At 44.8% G+C, this 19,635-nt stretch carries 19 protein-coding genes; 11 read left to right on the plus strand and 8 right to left on the minus strand.

Annotated elements, in window-relative coordinates; translation table 11 throughout:
- Positions 1-43: 43 nt before the first annotated feature.
- Positions 44-1,066 carry a ferrochelatase gene (gene hemH, locus NH568_RS04340; RefSeq protein ID WP_253044802.1) on the plus strand — a complete coding sequence of 341 codons (1,023 nt, stop codon included), beginning with the start codon at positions 44-46 and terminating at the stop codon, positions 1,064-1,066.
- A gap of 31 nt (positions 1,067-1,097) precedes the next feature.
- Here hemH and NH568_RS04345 read toward each other — a convergent pair whose 3' ends face one another.
- Both NH568_RS04345 and NH568_RS04350 read right to left on the minus strand, forming a co-directional pair.
- Entirely contained in the window at positions 1,098-3,668 is a 2,571-nt protein-coding gene (locus NH568_RS04345) for a GGDEF domain-containing phosphodiesterase (RefSeq protein ID WP_253044805.1), read from the minus strand.
- A 271-nt stretch (positions 3,669-3,939) separates the two neighbouring features.
- Entirely contained in the window at positions 3,940-5,544 is a 1,605-nt protein-coding gene (locus NH568_RS04350) for a sensor domain-containing diguanylate cyclase (RefSeq protein WP_253044809.1), read from the minus strand.
- Between the two features lie 306 nt (positions 5,545-5,850).
- Between NH568_RS04350 and NH568_RS04355 the strand changes: the two genes are divergently transcribed.
- Both NH568_RS04355 and NH568_RS04360 read left to right on the plus strand, forming a co-directional pair.
- On the plus strand, positions 5,851-6,048 hold the full coding sequence (locus tag NH568_RS04355; RefSeq protein ID WP_171045226.1) for a hypothetical protein: 198 nt from the start codon (positions 5,851-5,853) through the stop codon (positions 6,046-6,048).
- Positions 6,049-6,128: 80 nt separating this feature from the next.
- Positions 6,129-6,584 (plus strand): nuclear transport factor 2 family protein, encoded by a 456-nt coding sequence (locus tag NH568_RS04360; protein WP_253044811.1) that lies wholly within the window; start codon positions 6,129-6,131, stop codon positions 6,582-6,584.
- Here NH568_RS04360 and NH568_RS04365 read toward each other — a convergent pair whose 3' ends face one another.
- On the minus strand, positions 6,585-7,166 hold the full coding sequence (locus NH568_RS04365) for a MarR family transcriptional regulator (protein ID WP_253044814.1): 582 nt from the start codon (positions 7,164-7,166) through the stop codon (positions 6,585-6,587).
- A gap of 80 nt (positions 7,167-7,246) precedes the next feature.
- On the opposite strand from NH568_RS04365, the gene NH568_RS04370 reads away from it, so the two are divergent.
- The 4 genes from NH568_RS04370 to NH568_RS04385 all read left to right on the plus strand — a co-directional run bounded on the left by NH568_RS04370 (position 7,247) and on the right by NH568_RS04385 (position 11,008).
- On the plus strand, positions 7,247-7,837 hold the full coding sequence (locus tag NH568_RS04370) for a carboxymuconolactone decarboxylase family protein (RefSeq protein WP_253044817.1): 591 nt from the start codon (positions 7,247-7,249) through the stop codon (positions 7,835-7,837).
- Positions 7,838-8,004: 167 nt separating this feature from the next.
- A complete protein-coding gene (locus tag NH568_RS04375) occupies positions 8,005-8,550 on the plus strand; it encodes a GbsR/MarR family transcriptional regulator (RefSeq protein WP_046005214.1) in 546 nt (181 codons plus the stop codon).
- Positions 8,551-8,673: 123 nt separating this feature from the next.
- The gene (locus NH568_RS04380) at positions 8,674-10,017 is read left to right on the plus strand and encodes a cytochrome ubiquinol oxidase subunit I (protein WP_253044819.1); all 1,344 of its coding nucleotides are present in this window, start codon (positions 8,674-8,676) and stop codon (positions 10,015-10,017) included.
- Positions 10,010-11,008, plus strand: coding sequence for a cytochrome d ubiquinol oxidase subunit II (locus NH568_RS04385; RefSeq protein WP_253044821.1), 999 nt, complete (start codon positions 10,010-10,012; stop codon positions 11,006-11,008). The genes NH568_RS04380 and NH568_RS04385 overlap by 8 nt, the downstream gene beginning before the upstream one ends.
- Positions 11,009-11,083: 75 nt before the next feature.
- Here NH568_RS04385 and NH568_RS04390 read toward each other — a convergent pair whose 3' ends face one another.
- On the minus strand, positions 11,084-12,103 hold the full coding sequence (locus NH568_RS04390) for a lytic murein transglycosylase (protein WP_253044824.1): 1,020 nt from the start codon (positions 12,101-12,103) through the stop codon (positions 11,084-11,086).
- Positions 12,096-12,377 (minus strand): YcgL domain-containing protein, encoded by a 282-nt coding sequence (locus NH568_RS04395; RefSeq protein WP_054016620.1) that lies wholly within the window; start codon positions 12,375-12,377, stop codon positions 12,096-12,098. The genes NH568_RS04390 and NH568_RS04395 overlap by 8 nt, the downstream gene beginning before the upstream one ends.
- Before the next feature lie 143 nt (positions 12,378-12,520).
- Between NH568_RS04395 and minC the strand changes: the two genes are divergently transcribed.
- The 3 genes from minC to minE are packed head-to-tail and all read left to right on the plus strand — an operon-like array spanning position 12,521 to position 14,302.
- Positions 12,521-13,222, plus strand: coding sequence for a septum site-determining protein MinC (minC, locus tag NH568_RS04400; protein ID WP_253044826.1), 702 nt, complete (start codon positions 12,521-12,523; stop codon positions 13,220-13,222).
- Between the two features lie 5 nt (positions 13,223-13,227).
- A complete protein-coding gene (gene minD, locus NH568_RS04405; RefSeq protein WP_253044828.1) occupies positions 13,228-14,037 on the plus strand; it encodes a septum site-determining protein MinD in 810 nt (269 codons plus the stop codon).
- Between the two features lies 1 nt (position 14,038).
- Entirely contained in the window at positions 14,039-14,302 is a 264-nt protein-coding gene (gene minE, locus NH568_RS04410) for a cell division topological specificity factor MinE (RefSeq protein ID WP_010381216.1), read from the plus strand.
- Between the two features lie 51 nt (positions 14,303-14,353).
- Here the strand turns inward: minE and rnd are convergent, their stop codons facing one another.
- From rnd to NH568_RS04425, 3 genes are all read right to left on the minus strand, one after another.
- Positions 14,354-15,484, minus strand: a complete 1,131-nt coding sequence (gene rnd, locus NH568_RS04415) for a ribonuclease D (protein WP_253044831.1) — start codon at positions 15,482-15,484, stop codon at positions 14,354-14,356.
- A 40-nt stretch (positions 15,485-15,524) separates the two neighbouring features.
- The gene (gene fadD, locus NH568_RS04420) at positions 15,525-17,174 is read right to left on the minus strand and encodes a long-chain-fatty-acid--CoA ligase FadD (protein ID WP_253044834.1); all 1,650 of its coding nucleotides are present in this window, start codon (positions 17,172-17,174) and stop codon (positions 15,525-15,527) included.
- 122 nt (positions 17,175-17,296) lie between these two features.
- The gene (locus NH568_RS04425) at positions 17,297-18,181 is read right to left on the minus strand and encodes an alpha/beta hydrolase (RefSeq protein ID WP_253044838.1); all 885 of its coding nucleotides are present in this window, start codon (positions 18,179-18,181) and stop codon (positions 17,297-17,299) included.
- Positions 18,182-18,317: 136 nt separating this feature from the next.
- Here NH568_RS04425 and NH568_RS04430 point away from each other — a divergent pair, with 136 nt between their 5' ends.
- Entirely contained in the window at positions 18,318-19,619 is a 1,302-nt protein-coding gene (locus NH568_RS04430; protein WP_253044841.1) for an alkaline phosphatase, read from the plus strand.
- Positions 19,620-19,635: the final 16 nt, after the last annotated feature.

The raw sequence follows: 19,635 nt of genomic DNA on the forward strand, positions 1-19,635 counted from the left end.
TGTAGAATAGCAGGGCTAGAAAAACACACCAAAGGAGCCTTGAGTGCCAAAGCTTTCTGCAATAACTGATAATCCGCACGAGAACAGATTTAATGAAAAAATCGGTGTTCTGGTAACTAACCTGGGTAGCCCTGACGCACCGACAGCCCCTGCATTAAGAAATTACTTAAGAGAGTTTTTGTCAGATCCACGTATCGTCGAACTTCCCAGAGCACTTTGGTGGTTGATACTACATGGTGTGATTCTGAGGATCAGACCGAGCCGTTCAGCAAAAGCCTACTCAAGTATCTGGACAGAAAATGGGTCACCATTGGTTCAGATCACTCAAGATCAGTGTAATAAGCTAAGCGCATTATTAAAGGAACAACACTACGAACATGTCGAAGTTGTGATGGCGATGCGCTATGGCAATCCTTCTATAAAAAGTGGTCTTGAAGCACTCCGTGAAAAAGGGATCACTAATATTGTTATTTTTCCCCTCTACCCTCAATATTCGAGTGCAACGACAGGTTCAACATTTGATGCGGTAGCTAATGTACTCAAAACATGGCGCTGGGTACCAAGCCTGAGTTTTATAAACGGATATCACAAACAACCGAGTTACATTACGGCTTTAGCTAATTCGGTACAGGAACATATTGATAAGCATGGATTACCTGAGAAGCTGCTTTTTTCTTATCATGGCACACCTAAGCGGTTTTTAGATAGTGGGGACCCGTATCACTGCTTTTGCCACCAGACCACGCGTCTCGTTTGTGAGCAACTCAAGCTTGATAAAGACAGAATCATGACGACTTTCCAAAGCCGATTCGGACGTGAGGAATGGCTGCAGCCCTATACCGACGTCACACTCAAAGAACTGGCAACGAAAGGCGTTAAAGAAGTCGCTATACTGAGTCCTGCTTTTAGCGCAGATTGCCTTGAGACGCTCGAAGAGCTGGAAGAGGAAAACCGCGAGTACTTCCTGGAAGCGGGTGGTGAAACCTACCATTATATCTCGGCACTCAACGACAGAGATGATCATCTCTCCGCATTATTGGACGTACTAAAGCCGTACTTAAAGTAAATAAAAGGGGCCGTTTCAGGCCCCTTGTTCATTAATGTTGCTGTGACGATTTACTGATATACATCAGTTCATCGTTAAACACCTGACCGGAGTTAAACTCTTGTAATAACCTCAGGCAAGCAGATAATGGCTGAGCCGGGCTGTAGTAAAAGCCCTGTATATGATGACAACCCAGTTGTTCCAGCATAGTCAGTTGACTCTGAGACTCTACACCTTCAGCAATAACTTTAATACCCAGCTCTTCAGCCAGATTAAGCAAGCAGCTAATCATCACCTTTTTGTTTCTGTCTGCCATTAGACTATCTACAAACGACTTATCTATTTTCAAGTAGTCAACCTGATTTTCTATCAGGTGACTAAGAGAGGAGTAACCAGTACAAAAGTCATCAAGCGCGATTTTCACGCCCTGCTCTCTTAATTTAGAAAGTAGTTCCCAAGTGTAGCGGTTCGTCGCCATAGACTCAGTAACCTCAAGCGTGACTTTCTCAAATGGAACCCCGGCGTTGGAAATGGCTTCTGTAACGAGTTTGAATTGATCGTTGCTCGTCTTGAACTCATTAACCGATCGATTAATAGAAATACTGACATCGTCATACCCATGCAGATGTAATGCTTTGAGATCCTGACAGGCTTTTTCCAACACAAACTGCCCTATCATATGAATTAAGCCAAATTCCTCTGCAATGGGAATGAAGGTTCCGGGTGATACCATACCTTGTTCGTCATCGAACCACCGTACCAGCGCTTCAAACTTAACGATTTTTCTGCGCTGTACATCGACTATCGGCTGATAGTAAACAGTTAGTAAGTTTGCTTTCAGTGCCGCTTTAAGCTTGTCCTTGAGCTTGACCTTATTCAGATAAGCATTTTGGATAGCGGCATTATGTAAAGCAACATGCCCTCGATGAGTTTTCTTCGCACTCTCCAATGCATGTGCCGCGTTGCGAATAAATTTGGCAGCGGTAATTCTGCCTCTGTTTTCCAGTTGTGCTATCCCGGTACTTGCACTGAGTTCAACAGTCAAATCATTGAAAACATATGGTTGTTTAATCTTATCACTGAGCTTTTTGGCAACCTGCAAGGCGCTTTTTACGTCAGTGTTGTCAAGTAAAATAGCAAATTCATCGCCGCCGTAACGGGATATCGTATCATTCTCTCTGATGCCGTTTCTAAGCCTTTTTGCGACCGATACGAGGACTTTGTCGCCGATTTCCGGACCGTAGATATCATTTACTTCCTTGAAGTGATCAAGGCCAATAAACAACAAAGAGCAAGGTGTATGCAGACTGCGACTGGCAGATATTTTTTCTTCAACTATATCGATAAAACAGCGCCGATTCAGCAATGCGGTCAGGGGCTCATGGTTTGCATAAAAGGTCAGCTGCGCCTCATTGCGCTTCCACTCAGTAATGTCGCGGAAAATGGCAACATAATTCAGTATTTCGCCTTGTTCATCTTTCACCAGACTCAGCGTTAGCTCTTCGGGAAAAATCTGACCGTTTTTACGACGGTTAAATATTTCTCCTTTCCAGCAACCGGCACTCATCAAGCTGTTCCACATTTTATGATAAAAGTCGTTACTATGCTGACCTGAAGACAGTACTGATGGATCGCGTCCCATCAACTCATGACCGGTATAGCCCGTCAGGCGCTCAAATGCCCTGTTCACCATGATGATCTTGTTGTCCCCATCGGTGATCATGATGGCCTCTGTAGCATGCTCGAACACGACATTGGTTAGTTCCAGCTGCTTATTCAAAGAATAAATATAGGTAACATCTTGCACCGTGGCGCTAAATACACGTTCGTCGCGCTGCTCTTCACACTGTTCAACACGACCAATGATTCTGTATAGACCTCTTAAATTAGTGCGTTTTTTGTGAGTGACATTCACATCAATATAATCTAAATGTCCGGTCCTGAGCTTTTGGATAATCACTCTGAGTCGTTTTTGATCCGCTTCAGTTAAACAATCAGTAAAGTCGTCTAACGTTAGGGTTTCTTCTCTGTGTTGTAGTAAACGGCGCATTTCATGACTAAACACATGCTTGTCTCGGCTGATATTCCACGTCCAGGAACTCAGCTTTGCTATACGTTCACCTTTTGCCAATTGCTTTACCAGGATCTGCTGTGCTGCAATCTCTAGGTTATGATTGAGCTCAGCCCCGACTAGTAAGCTCAACTCTCTGAACCAATGGCGGTCCTCGTCACTCACCTCTACTTTTTCATCAAATAGACAGACCATAATCCCTATCGGCTTATGGTCGAGCGCACGTAATGTGACGCCCAAATAGCCATCAATATCAAATATTTTCAGGATTTCATCTTCCGCGTACATCTGCTGCAGGTTACAGCTAATGGAGCACACGCCCTGACTGGTTTTAGCATCGTTGCAGGGCGTTCCTTCAAGATCATAGATGATATCATTTGACCTTTTCCCATCGACAGAATAAGCAACCGTTTTAACACGCGTGTCCGCATCAATGAATTTGCCAATCAAGCAATGCGCCGGTTTGAACTTCTCATAGATCAAATCGAGCGCGAGCTCATAGCGCGCCTCGCTGCTGCACAAATTGTAAAAAGTACTGAATGAAAAAGTCATTTTTCGGCTAAGTTCTTATATTTTATTGTTTTCAATATCAACAGGTATTTTTATAAATTGCAATGATAGAATTAAAAGCAAGTCTTATTCTCGATACAGATCAATAAATCGAACTTTTTTCTGAGCATCGTCAATCCCTGTGCTTGTCGTGATCAGGTTAACGTAACAACTATAACATCTGACCAGTAATATGATATTATTCATATCACAACATAGTAGCAGGTTCAAACACTCCTTTATAAAACGGTACAATGTTTTTCACATGTGTACCTCAAACAGCATGTTGTGCAACATCATTATTCGCAGCATCGCCGTGGACCTTTGCCCGGCATATTCTGTTGCGGCCATTGCGCTTGGCCTGATAAAGCGCCTTGTCTGCCATTTCAAGCGTTTCCTCAATGCTTTTGCAATTCACAGGCCAACTGGCAACACCAATTGACACGGTGACCTGCCTTGGAATTGACATGGGGTGTTCGCTTATCGCAACGCGCAAACGCTCAGCGATACTATAAGCCCGTTTTTCATCAACAAATGGCATAAAAACCAGAAACTCTTCACCGCCACTTCGACAGACAAAGTCGTGACATCTGGCGTTTTTCTTCATAACACTCGCAAGTGCGCACAACACGTCGTCGCCGACGGCATGACCAAATTCGTCATTGATAGATTTAAAGTGATCCACATCCAAAGCAAGTACTGAAAACTGGTATTGCATTGTTTTTACATTTTCCAGCCAAAGCTGCATGGCAAAGCGGTTGTTGAGCTTGGTCAGCGGATCCATTTTTCTGTCTTGTTCCAGTTCTTTTATCTCCTGACCAAGCAGCTCAGAGCTATTAAGGATCGCCGACTTTAAATTTTCAGCCTCGAAATACCAGGCGGGCGTCTGATCAATACAGCGCAAATTACGTGGGCTCAAAGAGCTAACGTTTTGGGCCAACAAAGCAAGAGGCCTGGCAATGACAAACCCGGCGATTAATGTGACGCATAAGATTGCCAGCGCGAACGGTAATGTTGAATAAAGTACATCTTTGTGTGTCAAATTCAGTTGAGCAACGATACTGGTCAGCGCGCGTTGACTCACTATTCCCCAACCAGTGCTGGATACCGGAGCAAAACCAGCCAGCATATTAACATCCTGACTATTTAAGGTTTCTGTCGCGCCAGATTCGCCTCTTAGCACCTTGTTCACTGCAAGATTGCCGACGATTCGCTCGCCTACCCGGTTATTATCTCTGTGATAAATGAGACGTTTATCTTTATCTATTACATATACATATGAGTGCTCTGAGACATGGTGTGTGCCCAAAAGCTGGTTTAAGATGGTATCGCCCTGCAGATAAATACCTCCAGCGATAAAGCCAAGATATGCCCCGTCAGTTGCAAAAATTGGAAAGGTCGGACTCACCATAAGGTTACCCGCCGGCGACACAAATGGATCGAGAATATAAGGCGCTTGTAGTTCAATAGGCAGTGCTAATGACGAGTCTAAGGTAAGCCCCGTTAGCTCAAGGGTCGAAGGCTGAGCTGAGATGACTTTGCGCTGAGCATCTATGACAACCAAAGAGTCAAAACTATTGGTTTGAGCCAGTAACCGTGCTAATTCCGTGTCTATTGCTTTACGATCTTCAAAGTGATTTGCAATATGGCCAGCACTTACCCTCAACTGACTATTTAAGGACTGCAAAAACAACTCAGTGACTGCTGCGAGCTTTTCAGCATAAGCCTGATTCGAAGCCAAAGTATCTTTAATAAAAGCGCGCTCATGCACACGATAGCTTGCCATGAGTGCACTATAAACGGACAAAACAATCCCAGCACTTACCAGCAATAAGATAAGTTGCTTAAGGTCCAGCTTTTTACGTTCGGTTGCCTTCACTACATCCTCCCTCTATAAGCACAGTCGTTGCGACCTGTATCATTGTAAAATATTGCAGGATGAAGAACTTATTCTGGGTCAAATTCTCTGTGCCTAATTCATTCCCACCTACGATTTTAGAATCAAGGTGTTCGCACAGAGATAAGAAGGATAAAGCAAAGGATGAGACACGAACTAAAAAGCAACACTTTATAACCACACAAAATAATAAAAAGCGGAAATTACTATCACTTCTGAATAATGTGATTTATAATATGGTCGATATTTAGCCATGCCAGTTTTATCGAAATGAAAAAGAAAGCCAGAATGAACCCACTCGTTACACACTTTACTTTTGCAAGTATCGCGTTAGCAATGTTATGGATGTTCGTTCAGGATAAAGAGACCTTACTTGCAGGCAGTGCACTAGTGCTTGTCTACATAGCCTGTGCACTTGGATACCGCATGATTGCCGCTCGAGAGGCTTTTAGAAACGCAAGTAAACAAGCTCACAAAAAGCACTGAGGCAACTCACATTCCCGTCTTGGCCCCTGATTAATTTTGTGTAATCATCCACATACACTTAATTAACAGAGGCCATACACATGTATCGTCTGCTCCTGCCACTGCTATTTGCTGGCGGTTGTGCATCCTTTGACAACCCAACCGCAGAAAACACCTGCAAGACACTTGTATATGCGTACCCACAAATTCGCGATACAGGCACACCCACACAATATGCTAACCTGTTCACTGACGACGCCCGTTTTACAGTTGAGAAACTCAATATCGAATTAAATGGTAAAACGCAAATAGTCGAGCGATTTGATAAAGCACGTCACACCACGAATACCGTTCATATGATGACATCATCCAGTTTCTACCGTAACCATGACCAACTTGAGGCAGAATCACATTTCATCCTGCTACTTAAGGACAAGGCTCAGCCAGCCACGACAAAAGTCATCAACGGTCGTTATCTTGATACCTTTAGCTATGACTCAGCACGCTGTTTATTCGACAGCCGGAATGTTGTTATCGACCGCATAGGTGTGCTCTGATTAACCGTGTCTGCTACGTTTATGCCAACGTAGCATTTCTTTGTGGTCACGGGTCACCACTTGCCCTTGTGCTTCCATTTCAGTCACTTCATTTGCCAGTATTTCTTCTGCTGTGAGCTCAAGCTTCATCAACAGAGTCTCTAGTAACACCTTTTCGTCTTTGGTCATATGCGCTGTAAGCATGTCTTCCCTTTTACGTACGTGTGCTGTGACTTTGTCATAAATACTTTCTCCTTCTGCGGTTAGTACAACAGGTTTGCTTTTACCTGTTATTTCTTTTGACTGAACCAATCCAAGCTTCAATAAGACGTTTACCGCACGCGTGACCGAATAGGGATCAAGCCGGGATTGATAGCTGACTTCAGCAGCAGTAATTGGCCCATAAGATCCCACGTTAAGCAAAACACGCAGTTCCCTTGTATTAAGCTCAGTCAAAGAACGAATTACCGGATCACGATCGAGTGACAAGAGATTACTTACAACAGCAACCTGGAAGGGTACGTGAGCAGCCAAATCAAGCGCTTCGTCTTTAAGGTTTGTTACGGCCAAAGCACGTTTTCTGTTGGCAATGGCAATTTTCATTTCATTGTCACTGGACAATTTGTACCTCTACACATATAGTTGTTGCATATGCAACATATAAACATTAACAGGAAAACAGTATGCCTTTAGTTAACCCATTGTCACAAGAACATGATCAGGAAGTCGCAGAATTAGCAAAGTTTTTTAATGAAACACTTGGTTTTTGCCCCAACAGTGTGCTGACCATGCAAATTCGACCAGCCATTGCCCGTGCCTTCATCAACCTGAACAAGGCAGTCATGGAAAACCATGGCCGGGTTACATCAGAGCTTAAAAGACTGATAGGGTATATCACCAGTGCAAACACTGGCTGTCGATACTGCGAAGCACATACCATCCTAGCGGCGCAACGTTACGGTGGTACTGACGAAAGATTGGAGCAAATCTGGCAATTCCGTGAAAGCGAGGTGTACACAGAAGCTGAAAAAGCCGCATTTGAATTTGCCCTCGCCGCATCAAGTGTACCCAATGCTGTGGATGCACACATTGAAGCCGCAATGCAGGCGCACTGGAATGACGGCGAAATTGTCGAGATCCTTGGCGTGATCGCGTTATTTGGTTATTTGAATCGCTGGAATGACTCAATGGCGACCACGTTAGAGCCAGGCGCCATTGATGCAGGTCAAACGTTGCTGAATGAGCGCTGGGAAACGGGTAAACACGCTGAATAAAGGCGTAATATCCAAGATAAGAACATCCTTCAACCGATGGGAAAGTAAACATCTGTGCTTTCCCATTTTTTAATTTCTCTTGCCCTCTAAATTAGTTGAATATTTGGCTTGATCCAAATCAAAACGCACTATATATTAAAGTTTCAATAATTACTGAAACTTTAAAAATGCAGCTATCACCTAAAATCGAAAACTTCGTTCTCCATTGTGGAGAGATGGGAAGCCGCTGGGGCTTCAATCGCACCATTGGACAAATGGTTGGCCTGCTGGTCATTAACGAAAAGCCTTTAACGGCCAACGAGATTGCCGAAGCTCTCAAGATCTCTCGAGGCAATGTCAGCATGGGGATCAAGGAGCTGCAATCATGGCAACTGGTTAAGGTCCACCATATTCCCGGGGACAGAAAGGAATACTATTCGCCGAATGGCAGTATTTGGGATCTGGCAAACCGCGTTTTTGAAGAACGCCGTAAACGTGAAATTGACCCTACCCTGACCTTGTTGCGCGATCAAATTCTCGACAGCGCGAATTCACCAGAAGAAAAATACGCGCAAGAGCAAATGCAATCTATCCACGACTTACTGGAAACAGTCACCAAGTGGTCTGCTGAACTGCAACGGTTAACACCTGAGCAGTTGCAATCCTTAATGAAACTTGGCTCATCGGTCAGCAAGGTGATTGATTTGAAGGACAAGTTACTCAGAAAGTCCTAAAAGAGTCGCTTTTGAAAAGGATTTTTTCATTGTGCGCGGTTCGTGCCCGCGCACTACAGTCGTATCAGTAACCTTTTGCCTGACTCAGGCTCAGCTACGCTGATATAATATGCGAGGTGCGTCATGCTTGATACCCTACTGTTGTCGCGTATTCAATTTGCGGCAAATATAAGCTTTCATATTCTTTTTCCTACCATCACCATCGCTTTGGCCTGGTTTCTGGTGTTCTTCAAATTCCGTTACGACCGAACCGGCGAAGCGGTATGGCTTCGGGCATATCGGTTTTGGGTTAAGATATTTGCCCTTACTTTTGCACTCGGAGTAGTCAGTGGTATTACCATGTCTTTTCAGTTTGGTACCAACTGGCCCGGCTTTATGGAACGCGTCGGCAATATTGCCGGACCCTTACTGGGCTACGAAGTACTTACCGCCTTTTTTATGGAAGCCACCTTTTTAGGCATTATGCTGTTTGGCATGAAACGTGTCAGTCCACGCCTGCATACCTTTGCGACACTGATAGTAGCCATAGGCACCACATTATCGGCTTTTTGGATTTTGTCTTTAAACAGCTGGCTACAAACCCCGACTGGATACACGCTTGTCGATGGGGTGTTCTATCCCAAAGACTGGTTTGAGATCATCTTCAATCCGTCATTCGGTTATCGCTTTTTCCATATGTTACTGGCAAGCGGGCTCACCGCGTCTTTTCTGATGGCTGGAATAAGTGCTTATCGACTGCTTAAAGAGGACCATAAACACGCCCCTAGACTAACCTTGAAAGTATCGCTTACGGTCGCAGCCATGCTCGCCCCGATGCAAATGTTTGTCGGCGATCTGCATGGTCTGAACACCTTCGAGCACCAACCTCAAAAAGTGGCCGCGATGGAAGGTGTCTGGAAAACCGAACAAGGTGCGCCTTTGTTACTCTTTGCCATACCGGATGAGCAAAGCAGAACCAATCACTTTGAAATCGCCATTCCTAATTTGGCTAGCCTGATCCTGACACACGATGCACAAGGCGAAATCAAAGGGCTTAATGAATTTAAAGGGGAACATCCTCCGGTTAAACCTGTGTTTTTTGGTTTTAGGATCATGGTGGGTATAGGCGTTTTAATGATACTCGTCGCCTTAGTGACCCGTTATACCTTATGGAAGCACTCGATCCTCCCGACCTGGCAACTTAAAGCCTTAGTAGTCATGACATTTTCAGGATGGATTGCCACGCTGGCAGGCTGGTATGTCACTGAAATTGGCCGCCAGCCGTTTATGGTCAGTGGTCTGGTTAAAATTGAGGAGCTGGTTACAAACGTCCCCAGTGAACACGTCTTGCTGACCTTGATTGGTTACCTGACTTTATATGCAGTTTTGCTGGCAGCTTACATCAAAACGCTGTTCTACACCGCGCGCAATGCCGTTCAAGTTGAAGAGTATCAGACAACACCGGTTCAGGGAGGCCAATATGTTTAGCGCTGAATATCTTGCTTTACTTTATAGTGCGCTGATGGCACTGGCGATTATCGTTTACGCTGTACTGGACGGCTATGATCTGGGGGTCGGTATTTTGTTGCCGGGTAATAATAAACCCGCAGCGGATACCATGATAGCGTCAATTGGTCCTTTCTGGGATGCCAATGAAACCTGGCTGGTGCTGGCTGTTGGCCTTGCATTAATCGCGTTTCCTACCGCCCACTCGATTATCTTACAGGCGCTCTATTTGCCCATTGCGTTTATGTTGCTGGGATTAATTTTAAGAGGGGTCGCTTTTGATTTTCGCGCCAAAGCGAAAACTCGTTACCGGCAAACCTGGGATCGTTGTTTCAAGTTGGGCAGTCTGGTCACCGCCTTTACCCAAGGATATATGCTGGGCCTGTATGTGATGTCTTTTGAACACAGCCTGGCGAGTCACCTGTTTGCTACGCTCAGTGGTGTTGGCGTGATTGCGGCTTACACCTTAATAGGCGCAGGCTGGCTGATCATGAAGTGCGAAGGTGAAATACAAAGCGCTGCTATCCGCTGGTGTCGACTGAGTAACCTCATTGCTTTGCTGGGCGTACTGGCGGTTTCTGTGGTTAATCCGCTGATTAATGCTTACGTTCAGACACGCTGGTTTGGTACCGGGATAAGCCTGTTACTGCTGCCACTGCCATTAATCTGTATGGTGCTCTTTGTCATACAAGACAGAGTGTTAGTAAAACTCAATGATAACCCTAGCCATGGTTGCTGGTTACCTTTTGCCATCACAGTGATGATATTTTTACTGTGCTTCTTTGGCCTGGTATACAGCTTCTTCCCATATGTTGTACCAGGTACGCTCACCATATTCGAGGCTCTTGCCGATCCGTCTGCCCTCACCTTTATGCTCTACGGCGTAGTGCTGGTGGTGCCGGCTATCATTGGCTACACGTTGTTTTCTTATCGGGTTTTCTGGGGAAAAACTCAGGACCTGAGCTACTACTGATTTTCACTTGCATTAGCCCAACCAAAAAGGCAGCCCGCACGCTGCCTTTTTTATTGTTGCTTTCTATCTGAACGACTAGATTTTCGGATAGCCGATACGATCAGATAAATAACCTACACTGGTTGCGAAATAGTAGCTGCGGTTCCAGTTCATCAGCGCTTTGTAGTTGTTGTAAGCCAGATACATACGACCGTTCATATCATCGGGCATGACTAACGCAGCGCTAATATTTACCTTAGGTAAGTCGGTGCCGTCTGTACGTCTTACACCCAGGCTCTGCCACTCTTCGAGTGAGCGCTCAGAATCACGCCAGAACTCCAGCCATTGCTTGTGGTTTTTCGAACCGCGTTTGAGCACATACTGGCTCGGGAAGTCCTCTGGTAATTTTACCTGGCGACCCCAGGTCAGGTTATCGTTCCAGCCCACGCTTTTAAGGTAGTTTGCTATCGATGCTAATGCATCTTCTTTGCTGGTCCAGATATCCTTTTTACCATCATTGTTATAATCGACAGCATAAGAATTAAAAGAAGTTGGCATAAACTGTGATTGGCCCATGGCGCCGGCCCAGGAGCCTTTGAAGTTGTCAATATCGACATGGCCATCTTTGAGAATGTCCAATGCTGCCCACAACTGGCGTTTATAGAGCGCTTCACGACGACCATCAAACGCCAAAGTAACGAGTGAGCTGATCACTGGGTAGCCGCCCTGGACGCGACCAAAGCTACTTTCAAGTCCCCACAAGGCAACAATAAAGCGCCCCTGCACGCCAAAGTCTTGGCTGATTTTATCCAGCAGCTCTTTGTTTTCTTTGTACAGCTTTCTTGCTCGCTGAACTTTCCAGTCTGGTACGCGTTTAGGCAAATAAGTTTCCAGCGTCTCAACTATTTCAGGCTGGTTCTTATCCTGTTTAATCACTTTCTTTTTAAATTTGACCGTACTAAACGCCCTTTCAATCAGAGCCTGCTCATAGCCTCTTTCCAGGGCTTCAGCTTTTAGCACCTCTACGTAACTATCAAAACGCGCCTGATCATCTGCTTTAACGGTTTGCGATGCCAGACATAAAGATACTAATATTGCGGATAGTGTTTTAGTCACTTTTTACTCCGTTTTGTCTTTTTAATTCGTCCAGAAGATTTTCTTGTGGAGGCGGCAGCTGCAAATAAAACCCATCGTCGATTAATTTTTGCTTAACGTTACTTAAATCAGCAACCCCGAGTTTGGTGCGTTTTGCTAAATCCACAATGATTACGAATATAGGCGTACCAAAAGTCGCCATTAAAGGGTCAGGGACTTTGCTAAAATCGTCTCGTTTTTCAATAAAAAGATAAGTATCGGCTTTTTTACTACTTTTATATACTGCGGCTAGCATTATAACCCTATAAAATCTTGCTAATCTGAGAGCAGCACTATACCATGACCTATATAATATTTGGAAAGTTTTGCGACTCTCAAACGTACAGAGTACGGGGTCAGAACAATATTAATCAGAGTTCGCACTGGTATTGAGCGCTTATGTCTACACAGTCTTTTGAATTGAAGGGAAACCTGTTTACACTCTCAGTTTTACACCTCTTCGACGCCGACCTTGGCAATGTAAAGCAACAACTGAGTGATAAAATTTCCCAGGCTCCTAAGTTTTTTAAAGGAGCGCCTATCGTCATCAATCTTGCCGACGTCCAGGAACAGAGCATTGTCCTCAGCGATTTAAAACGCATTCTTGCAGAGCTGGCACTGAATCCGGTTGGTATATGTAATGGTACAGAACAGCATAATGCTGAGGCGAAAGAAATTGGCTTGTCCGTACTTAACTATACTAAAGACGTTAAGCCTGTGACTCAGGACAGTCCTGACACGCAGGTGGTAGAAAAAGAAGTCTATCTCGGCGCCCAGGTTATCAACAGCACAGTTCGATCCGGGCAACAAATTTATGCGAAGGATCGGGACCTCATTGTACTGGGGGCTGTCAGTCATGGGGCGGAGGTCATTGCCGATGGCAATATTCACATCTATGGCACGCTCAGAGGACGTGCTATTGCTGGTGCGCAAGGAAATCACGAGGCTAGCATTTACTGCCAAAAGCTTGAAGCAGAACTTGTTTCAGTAGGTGGCAGTTATTGGATCAGTGACTCTTTACAAGGAGAACACTGGGGCAAAGCCTGCCAGATTTCACAAAATAACGAATCATTAGAATTAACAGCATTGGTCAAAGGATAATTCAGATGGCAAAGATTATTGTCGTAACTTCAGGTAAAGGTGGTGTAGGTAAAACCACATCAAGTGCAGCGATCGGTACAGGTCTGGCACTTAAAGGATACAAAACAGCCATTATCGACTTTGATATTGGCCTGCGTAATTTAGATCTTATCATGGGCTGTGAACGTCGCGTAGTCTATGATTTTGTCAACGTCATTAATGGCGAAGCCAATTTGAATCAGGCACTGATAAAAGATAAGCGTGTTGAGAAGCTTTATATTTTGCCAGCTTCACAAACTCGAGACAAAGACGCTCTGACGAAAGAAGGCGTTGAGCGCGTATTAAGAGAGATGTCGGAAGACTTCGATTTCATCATCTGCGATTCACCTGCGGGCATTGAGGCCGGTGCAATGATGGCCTTATATTTCGCTGACGAAGCAATTGTTACAACGAATCCTGAAGTCTCCTCTGTACGTGACTCGGATCGCATTTTGGGTATTTTGCAAAGTAAATCAAAGCGTGCGGAAGATGGCCTTGATCCGGTCAAAGAGCATTTGTTGCTTACCCGTTATAACCCAGAGCGAGTCGAAAGTGGCGACATGTTATCGGTCGAAGACGTCCAGGAAATTTTGGCCATCGATCTGCTTGGCGTGATCCCTGAGTCTAAAGCGGTATTAAATGCGTCTAACTCAGGACAACCCGTTATTCTGGATACAGAGTCGGATGCAGGCCAGGCATATAGTGATGCCATCAATCGTTTGCTAGGCGAAATCGTCGACTTCAGGTTTTTAAGTGTTGAAAAGAAAGGACTGCTAAAGCGGATTTTTGGAGGTTAATGTGTCTTTACTTGATTATTTTCGATCCGAGAAAAAGTCCAGCGCATCGCTGGCTAAAGAGCGGCTACAAATAATCGTTGCCCATGAACGCTCAAAGCGAGGCACTCCCGATTATCTGCCACAATTAAAACAAGACATTCTCGAAGTGATCCGTAAGTATGTCAAGGTTGACTCAGATGCGGTCAATGTGCAGTTTGAGCAGAATGAAGATGATCTAGCTGTACTGGAACTCAATGTCACGTTGCCCGATGATGAGCAAAAATAACATCTAAACAGAAACGCCGCTTTATACGCGGCGTTTTTCTTTTTCAGCGACTCATATTTGCCATTTAGACAGTGCGTCTTTTAGCACGTCGTGGCGCCAGCCAAGAAACAAGTCTGGCTTCATAAAAGAATTCCTTTGCTCGGCGTCCAGCTTCCAGTTCCACCCGATAACCTGATTAATTTGCTTTTTAGATGCGAACACATCCAACGGAATATTCTTTTGTCTGGCGACTTCAGAAATTGTCTGTTTTATCTCCTTTGCTGCCCCCTTGTAGCCTGGATAATCAATCAGTCGCTGAACGCGCGCTGGCCATTCAGACTCTGCGACTGCTTTTCCTGCTTCAATACACGCCAATATTTCTTTGCCCGAGCGGTTCACTTCCATAGACTCAACACCAGGAATATTTCGCAGGCTGTTTAGAGAGCTCGGTCTGCGTTTCGCAATCTCTACCATATTGTGCTCTTTGAGTACGAAGTTAAGCGCAAGATTCTTTTTCTCAGCTTTGTTCTGCCGCCAGCTTGCAAGTTCACGAAGAACAGCCAGATCTCTGGACTTTAATTGCCAGACATTTTTAATATTGAGATACAGATAAGCATTTGGCGTTTTGAAAGCACGTTTATCCGCAATAAGCTGTGATTCCGAGATCACTATGTCACTCAGGCCTCTGTCAGCTATTTTACTGCTGATTTCTTCATAGCAAGGAAGCAAATAGAATACGTCTGCTGCGGCATATTCTAGTTGACTTGCCTGCAGCGGGCGTTTAAGCCAATCGGTTCTGGACATACTCTTATCGAGCTCAATATCGAGCATTGACTTAACCATATTGGCAAAGCCAACACAATTGCCTTCACCAAGTAACTGCAGTGCAAACTGAGTGTCAAATAAAGGGGTTGGCACAAAGCCCGCAAACTTTTGAAAGACTTCTATGTCTTCAGAGGGCGAATGCAACACTTTCACAATGCTTTCATCACGAAGTAAATGCCATAACCCTGAAAAATCAAGCTCGCTTAAAGGGTCAATCAGCGCCAGATGCTCGCCATCATAGACCTGGATTAAGGCAATCTCAGGATACAGGGTCCTGCGGCGCATAAACTCCGTGTCTATCGCCAGGACCTGACTGTCTGAGATTTTTCCTGTAAAGGCATCGAGCTCGGCTTGCTGCTGGATAAATTGATACTGCACATTTACTCCCTATAAAAAACCGGCTTTCGCCGGTTTCTTTTTACTTTAATGCCCTACGCAATATTTTGCCGACATTGGTCTTTGGTAATTCATCTCTGAATTCGACCAACTTAGGGACTTTATAATTGGTTAGCTTATCGCGACAATGACCTATTATATCTTTTTCTGTCAAAGATGGATCCTTTCGCACGACAAAAACTTTAACCTGTTCGCCACTGACCTCGTGTGGCACACCTACAGCAGCCACTTCCAGCACACCATCATGCATCGCGACCACTTCTTCTATTTCATTCGGAAACACGTTAAAACCAGACACTAAGATCATATCTTTCTTACGGTCAACGATATAGAAGAAGCCTTCTTCATCGTAGATGGCAATATCACCGGTTGCGAACCAACCGTCTTGCAAGCATTCAGCCGTTGCATCGGGACGATTATAGTAACCAGCCATAACTTGCGGGCCTTTCACACATAGCTCACCAGGCTCGCCCAGCGGTACTTCTTCTCCGCTGTCATTGATAACTTTAAGTTCAGTACTTGGTGCTGGTAAACCGATTGAGCCATTGTAGCCGTCAAGATCCCAGGGGCAAATGGTAACCAAAGGCGCGCATTCTGTCAGGCCATAGCCTTCCATCAGCTTGCTCTTAGTCACAGTCTGCCACCGCTCAGCAACCGGACGCTGTACCGCCATACCGCCACCAAGCGACATTTTTAAGGTAGAGAAATCTAGCTCTGAGAATCCAGGTGTGTTTAACAACCCGTTAAATAAAGTGTTGACACCCGTAATGGCCGTAAATGGATACTTTGAAAGCTCTTTGACAAAGCCAGGCATGTCGCGAGGGTTAGTGATCAGAATGTTGTGGCCACCGTATTTCATAAAGGTGAGGCAATTCGCAGTTAATGCGAAGATATGATAAAGCGGCAATGCTGTGATTACGACTTCACGCCCTTTATCAAGTACTTTATCAAGGCAACCTGATACCTGTTCAAGGTTTGCAACCATGTTTCCGTGAGTCAACATTGCCCCTTTAGACACACCCGTTGTGCCGCCTGTGTACTGAAGAAACGCGAGGTCGTTCAGCGTGATATCAGGTGCCTTATAGTGAGCTGGGTCTGCGCTCATTGCGTGCGCAAAAGGTAAAGCATCAGGAAGCGTATAGTCAGGGACCATTTTCTTTAGCTTTTTGACCACAAAGTTGACTAAATGCTTTTTGAACCCACCCAGCATATCTCCAATTTGTGTTACGACGATGTGCTTAACGCCCGTTGTAGGTAATGCCTTTTCAAGGGTATGCGCAAAGTTCGCCAGTATAAATATTGCTTTCGCTTCAGAATCATTAAGTTGATGTTCGAGCTCTCGCACCGTATACAGCGGATTTACGTTCACCACGGTACAACCGGCTCGTAGCACACCCAGAATTGTTACTGGTGTTTGTAACAGATTTGGCATCATAACCGCTACTTTATCCCCTTTACCTAGTTTAAGGGTATTTTGGATGTAACTGGCAACGGCCTTGGTCGCTTCATCAACTTGTTGGTAAGTCATTGTTTTGCCCATGTTACTATACGCTGGTAACTGGCCAAACTCTTTAAAACTGTTGTCGAATAATTCTAGCAGCGAGTTGTAGTGTTCTGGGTCGATTGTTTCCGGCATCCCTTCGGGGTAGCGCTTTAACCAGATTTTTTCCACTCTTAGCTCCTGTGTTCTCGTTATTTTTTATATTGAACTTACCTTAATATAATTAAGGTACATAAACAATTGAGTAAATACTCTAAAGCTGAGATGGTCCCACATTTGGCATAAATATACAATCAGGAAAGGTTCGGATGTTTAATATGCGTTAAGATCTTCTCTAACACTTGCTCCGGATTTTCCATATGACAGTGGTGCCCACCATCGACTTCAATACACGTAAACCTTTTAAAACAATCAGAAAATTGTGTCAAACTATGCTTCATCTGCGCAAAACCGGACGCCCCCATTACTGCTAAAGTAGGTGTTTCAATGCCTTGCAGCAAGTTTAACGCCTGAGCACGCGAAAAACGCGTTGTCGAGGGTAGTTTCAATTTTGGGTCTGTTGTTAACCGTGCCCCCTCCTCACACATGGCAATATTTCGCTCCATTAATATAGCAGCAATTTCTTCGCTGAAATCACTCACTTTCACCCTTGCCTTAATTATGGCCTGCTTGTCAGCAAAAAGTCGCCTTGGCGCATCAATGTTTTTATCTAATGAGTCTCGCGACGTAAATGCCTGTAGCAACTGTTGCCTGGCATTTTTATCACTTTGGTACAAAAGCCCTATACCATCGATCAAAGTCAACGACTCGACTTTTTCTTTATATAAGCTTGTAAACAAGCCCCCAACCAAGGCGCCCATTGAATGGCCGACAATATCACAACGCTCAATGTTCATATAACGAATAAAACTCAAGATATCATAAACATATTCAACAAAATAATAATGAGCGTCTGGGCCTCGCCAGTTTGATTGGCCGTGCCCTGGGAAATCTAAGGCTATAAACCTGAATTCTGCAAGCTGGTCACTTGGCAATTTCGACAACATAGGCACAAAGCTGTTACTATTATCCTGCCAGCCATGAAGCATCAATACCGTCCGCTTCCCCTTGCCCAGCTCCTGGTAAGCGAGCCCGGCAACTTTCCCTTGTTTTATCTTATTTTTATTAGCAATCAACATAAATTCATATTCTTATTGAACACTTTACATTAATATTCTACGTATTCTGGCTCGCGTGCAAAGCATTAATCACCCATCAACAGTGATTACCCTGGCACTGAGGCGAGCAGACACACGGGAAAATTAAGGACCTTCTATGATAAGAAAAATTAGCGCTCTTGCGCTCGCACTGGGTTGTACCTTGCCTAACACAGCCCTGGCAGCACCAAAAAACATCATTTACATGATTGGCGACGGCATGGGACCTGCGTTTACAACCGCCTATCGCTATATGCAAGACATTAAAGAAACCAAAGTTGTTGAACCCACTGTGTTTGACTCAATACTGGTCGGTATGGCACACACCTATCCGGATGATGATACCGTAGTCACGGACAGTGCTGCAGGCGCAACCGCACTCAGCACAGCGTCTAAAAGTTACAATGGCGCTATCGCTGTGGACACCCACAAACATGCGCTTAAGACGATGCTCGAAATGGCAAAAGAACAAGGTATGACGACGGCATTAGTAGCAACTTCACAGATAAACCACGCCACACCAGCGAGTTTTGCAGCACATAACGAGTCACGCCGCAACTATGACGAAATCGCCGATGACTACATAGACAACAAGGTTGCAGGCCAACTCCCTGTCGATTTAATGCTAGGTGGAGGTACAAAATACTTCATTCGTGACGACAGGAACCTGGTCAATGAGTTTAAGCAGGCAGGTTATCAATACGCAGACTCATTTAACAATTTGAATTCACTAAATCGCTTACCGGCGTTAGGGTTATTTGCAGAGGTAGCGTTTCCTCACGCCATAGATAGCGAACAGCCAAATCGCCTTACGACGATGACCGAAAAAACCCTTTCATTACTGCACAAACATAATGAACAAGGTTTTTTTGTCATGATCGAGGGCAGCCAGATTGACTGGTGTGGCCATGCCAATGATATTGCTTGTGCAATGAAAGAGATGGATGATTTCGCCGGCGCGATTTCTCTCGCGAAAACATATGTAGATGCTAACCCAGACACCTTACTGGTTGTCACTGCAGACCACTCAACCGGTGGCCTGACCCTCGGAAGTAATGGCGTTTATGAATGGAAGGCAGATGTTGTTGCGAAAGTTAAAGTCTCAGTTAAGGAATTGACCAATACCCTGTACGAAATGAAGCCTGAACTAATGGCTGGTTCCTGGACCGAGTTGACGGGCTTACCTTTTGACAAAGAGACCAAAAAGCACCTGGCAAGTGCACAAAAGGAGTCAAAAGAGGCGTTCTATAAGGCGACTAATAAACTGATCAATGGTGCCAGCTTTACCGGATGGACGACAAAGGGCCACACCGCCATTGATGTGCAAATCTTTGCCTACGGAGAAGGCCGCGATGCCTTTATCGGGTCATTGAACAATACCCAGATCGCAGATAAGCTCATCTCTTATATTACCAAATAACCCCTCTTTTTTGCGG

This window comes from Pseudoalteromonas sp. XMcav2-N, assembly GCF_024124545.1.
GTDB lineage: Bacteria > Pseudomonadota > Gammaproteobacteria > Enterobacterales > Alteromonadaceae > Pseudoalteromonas.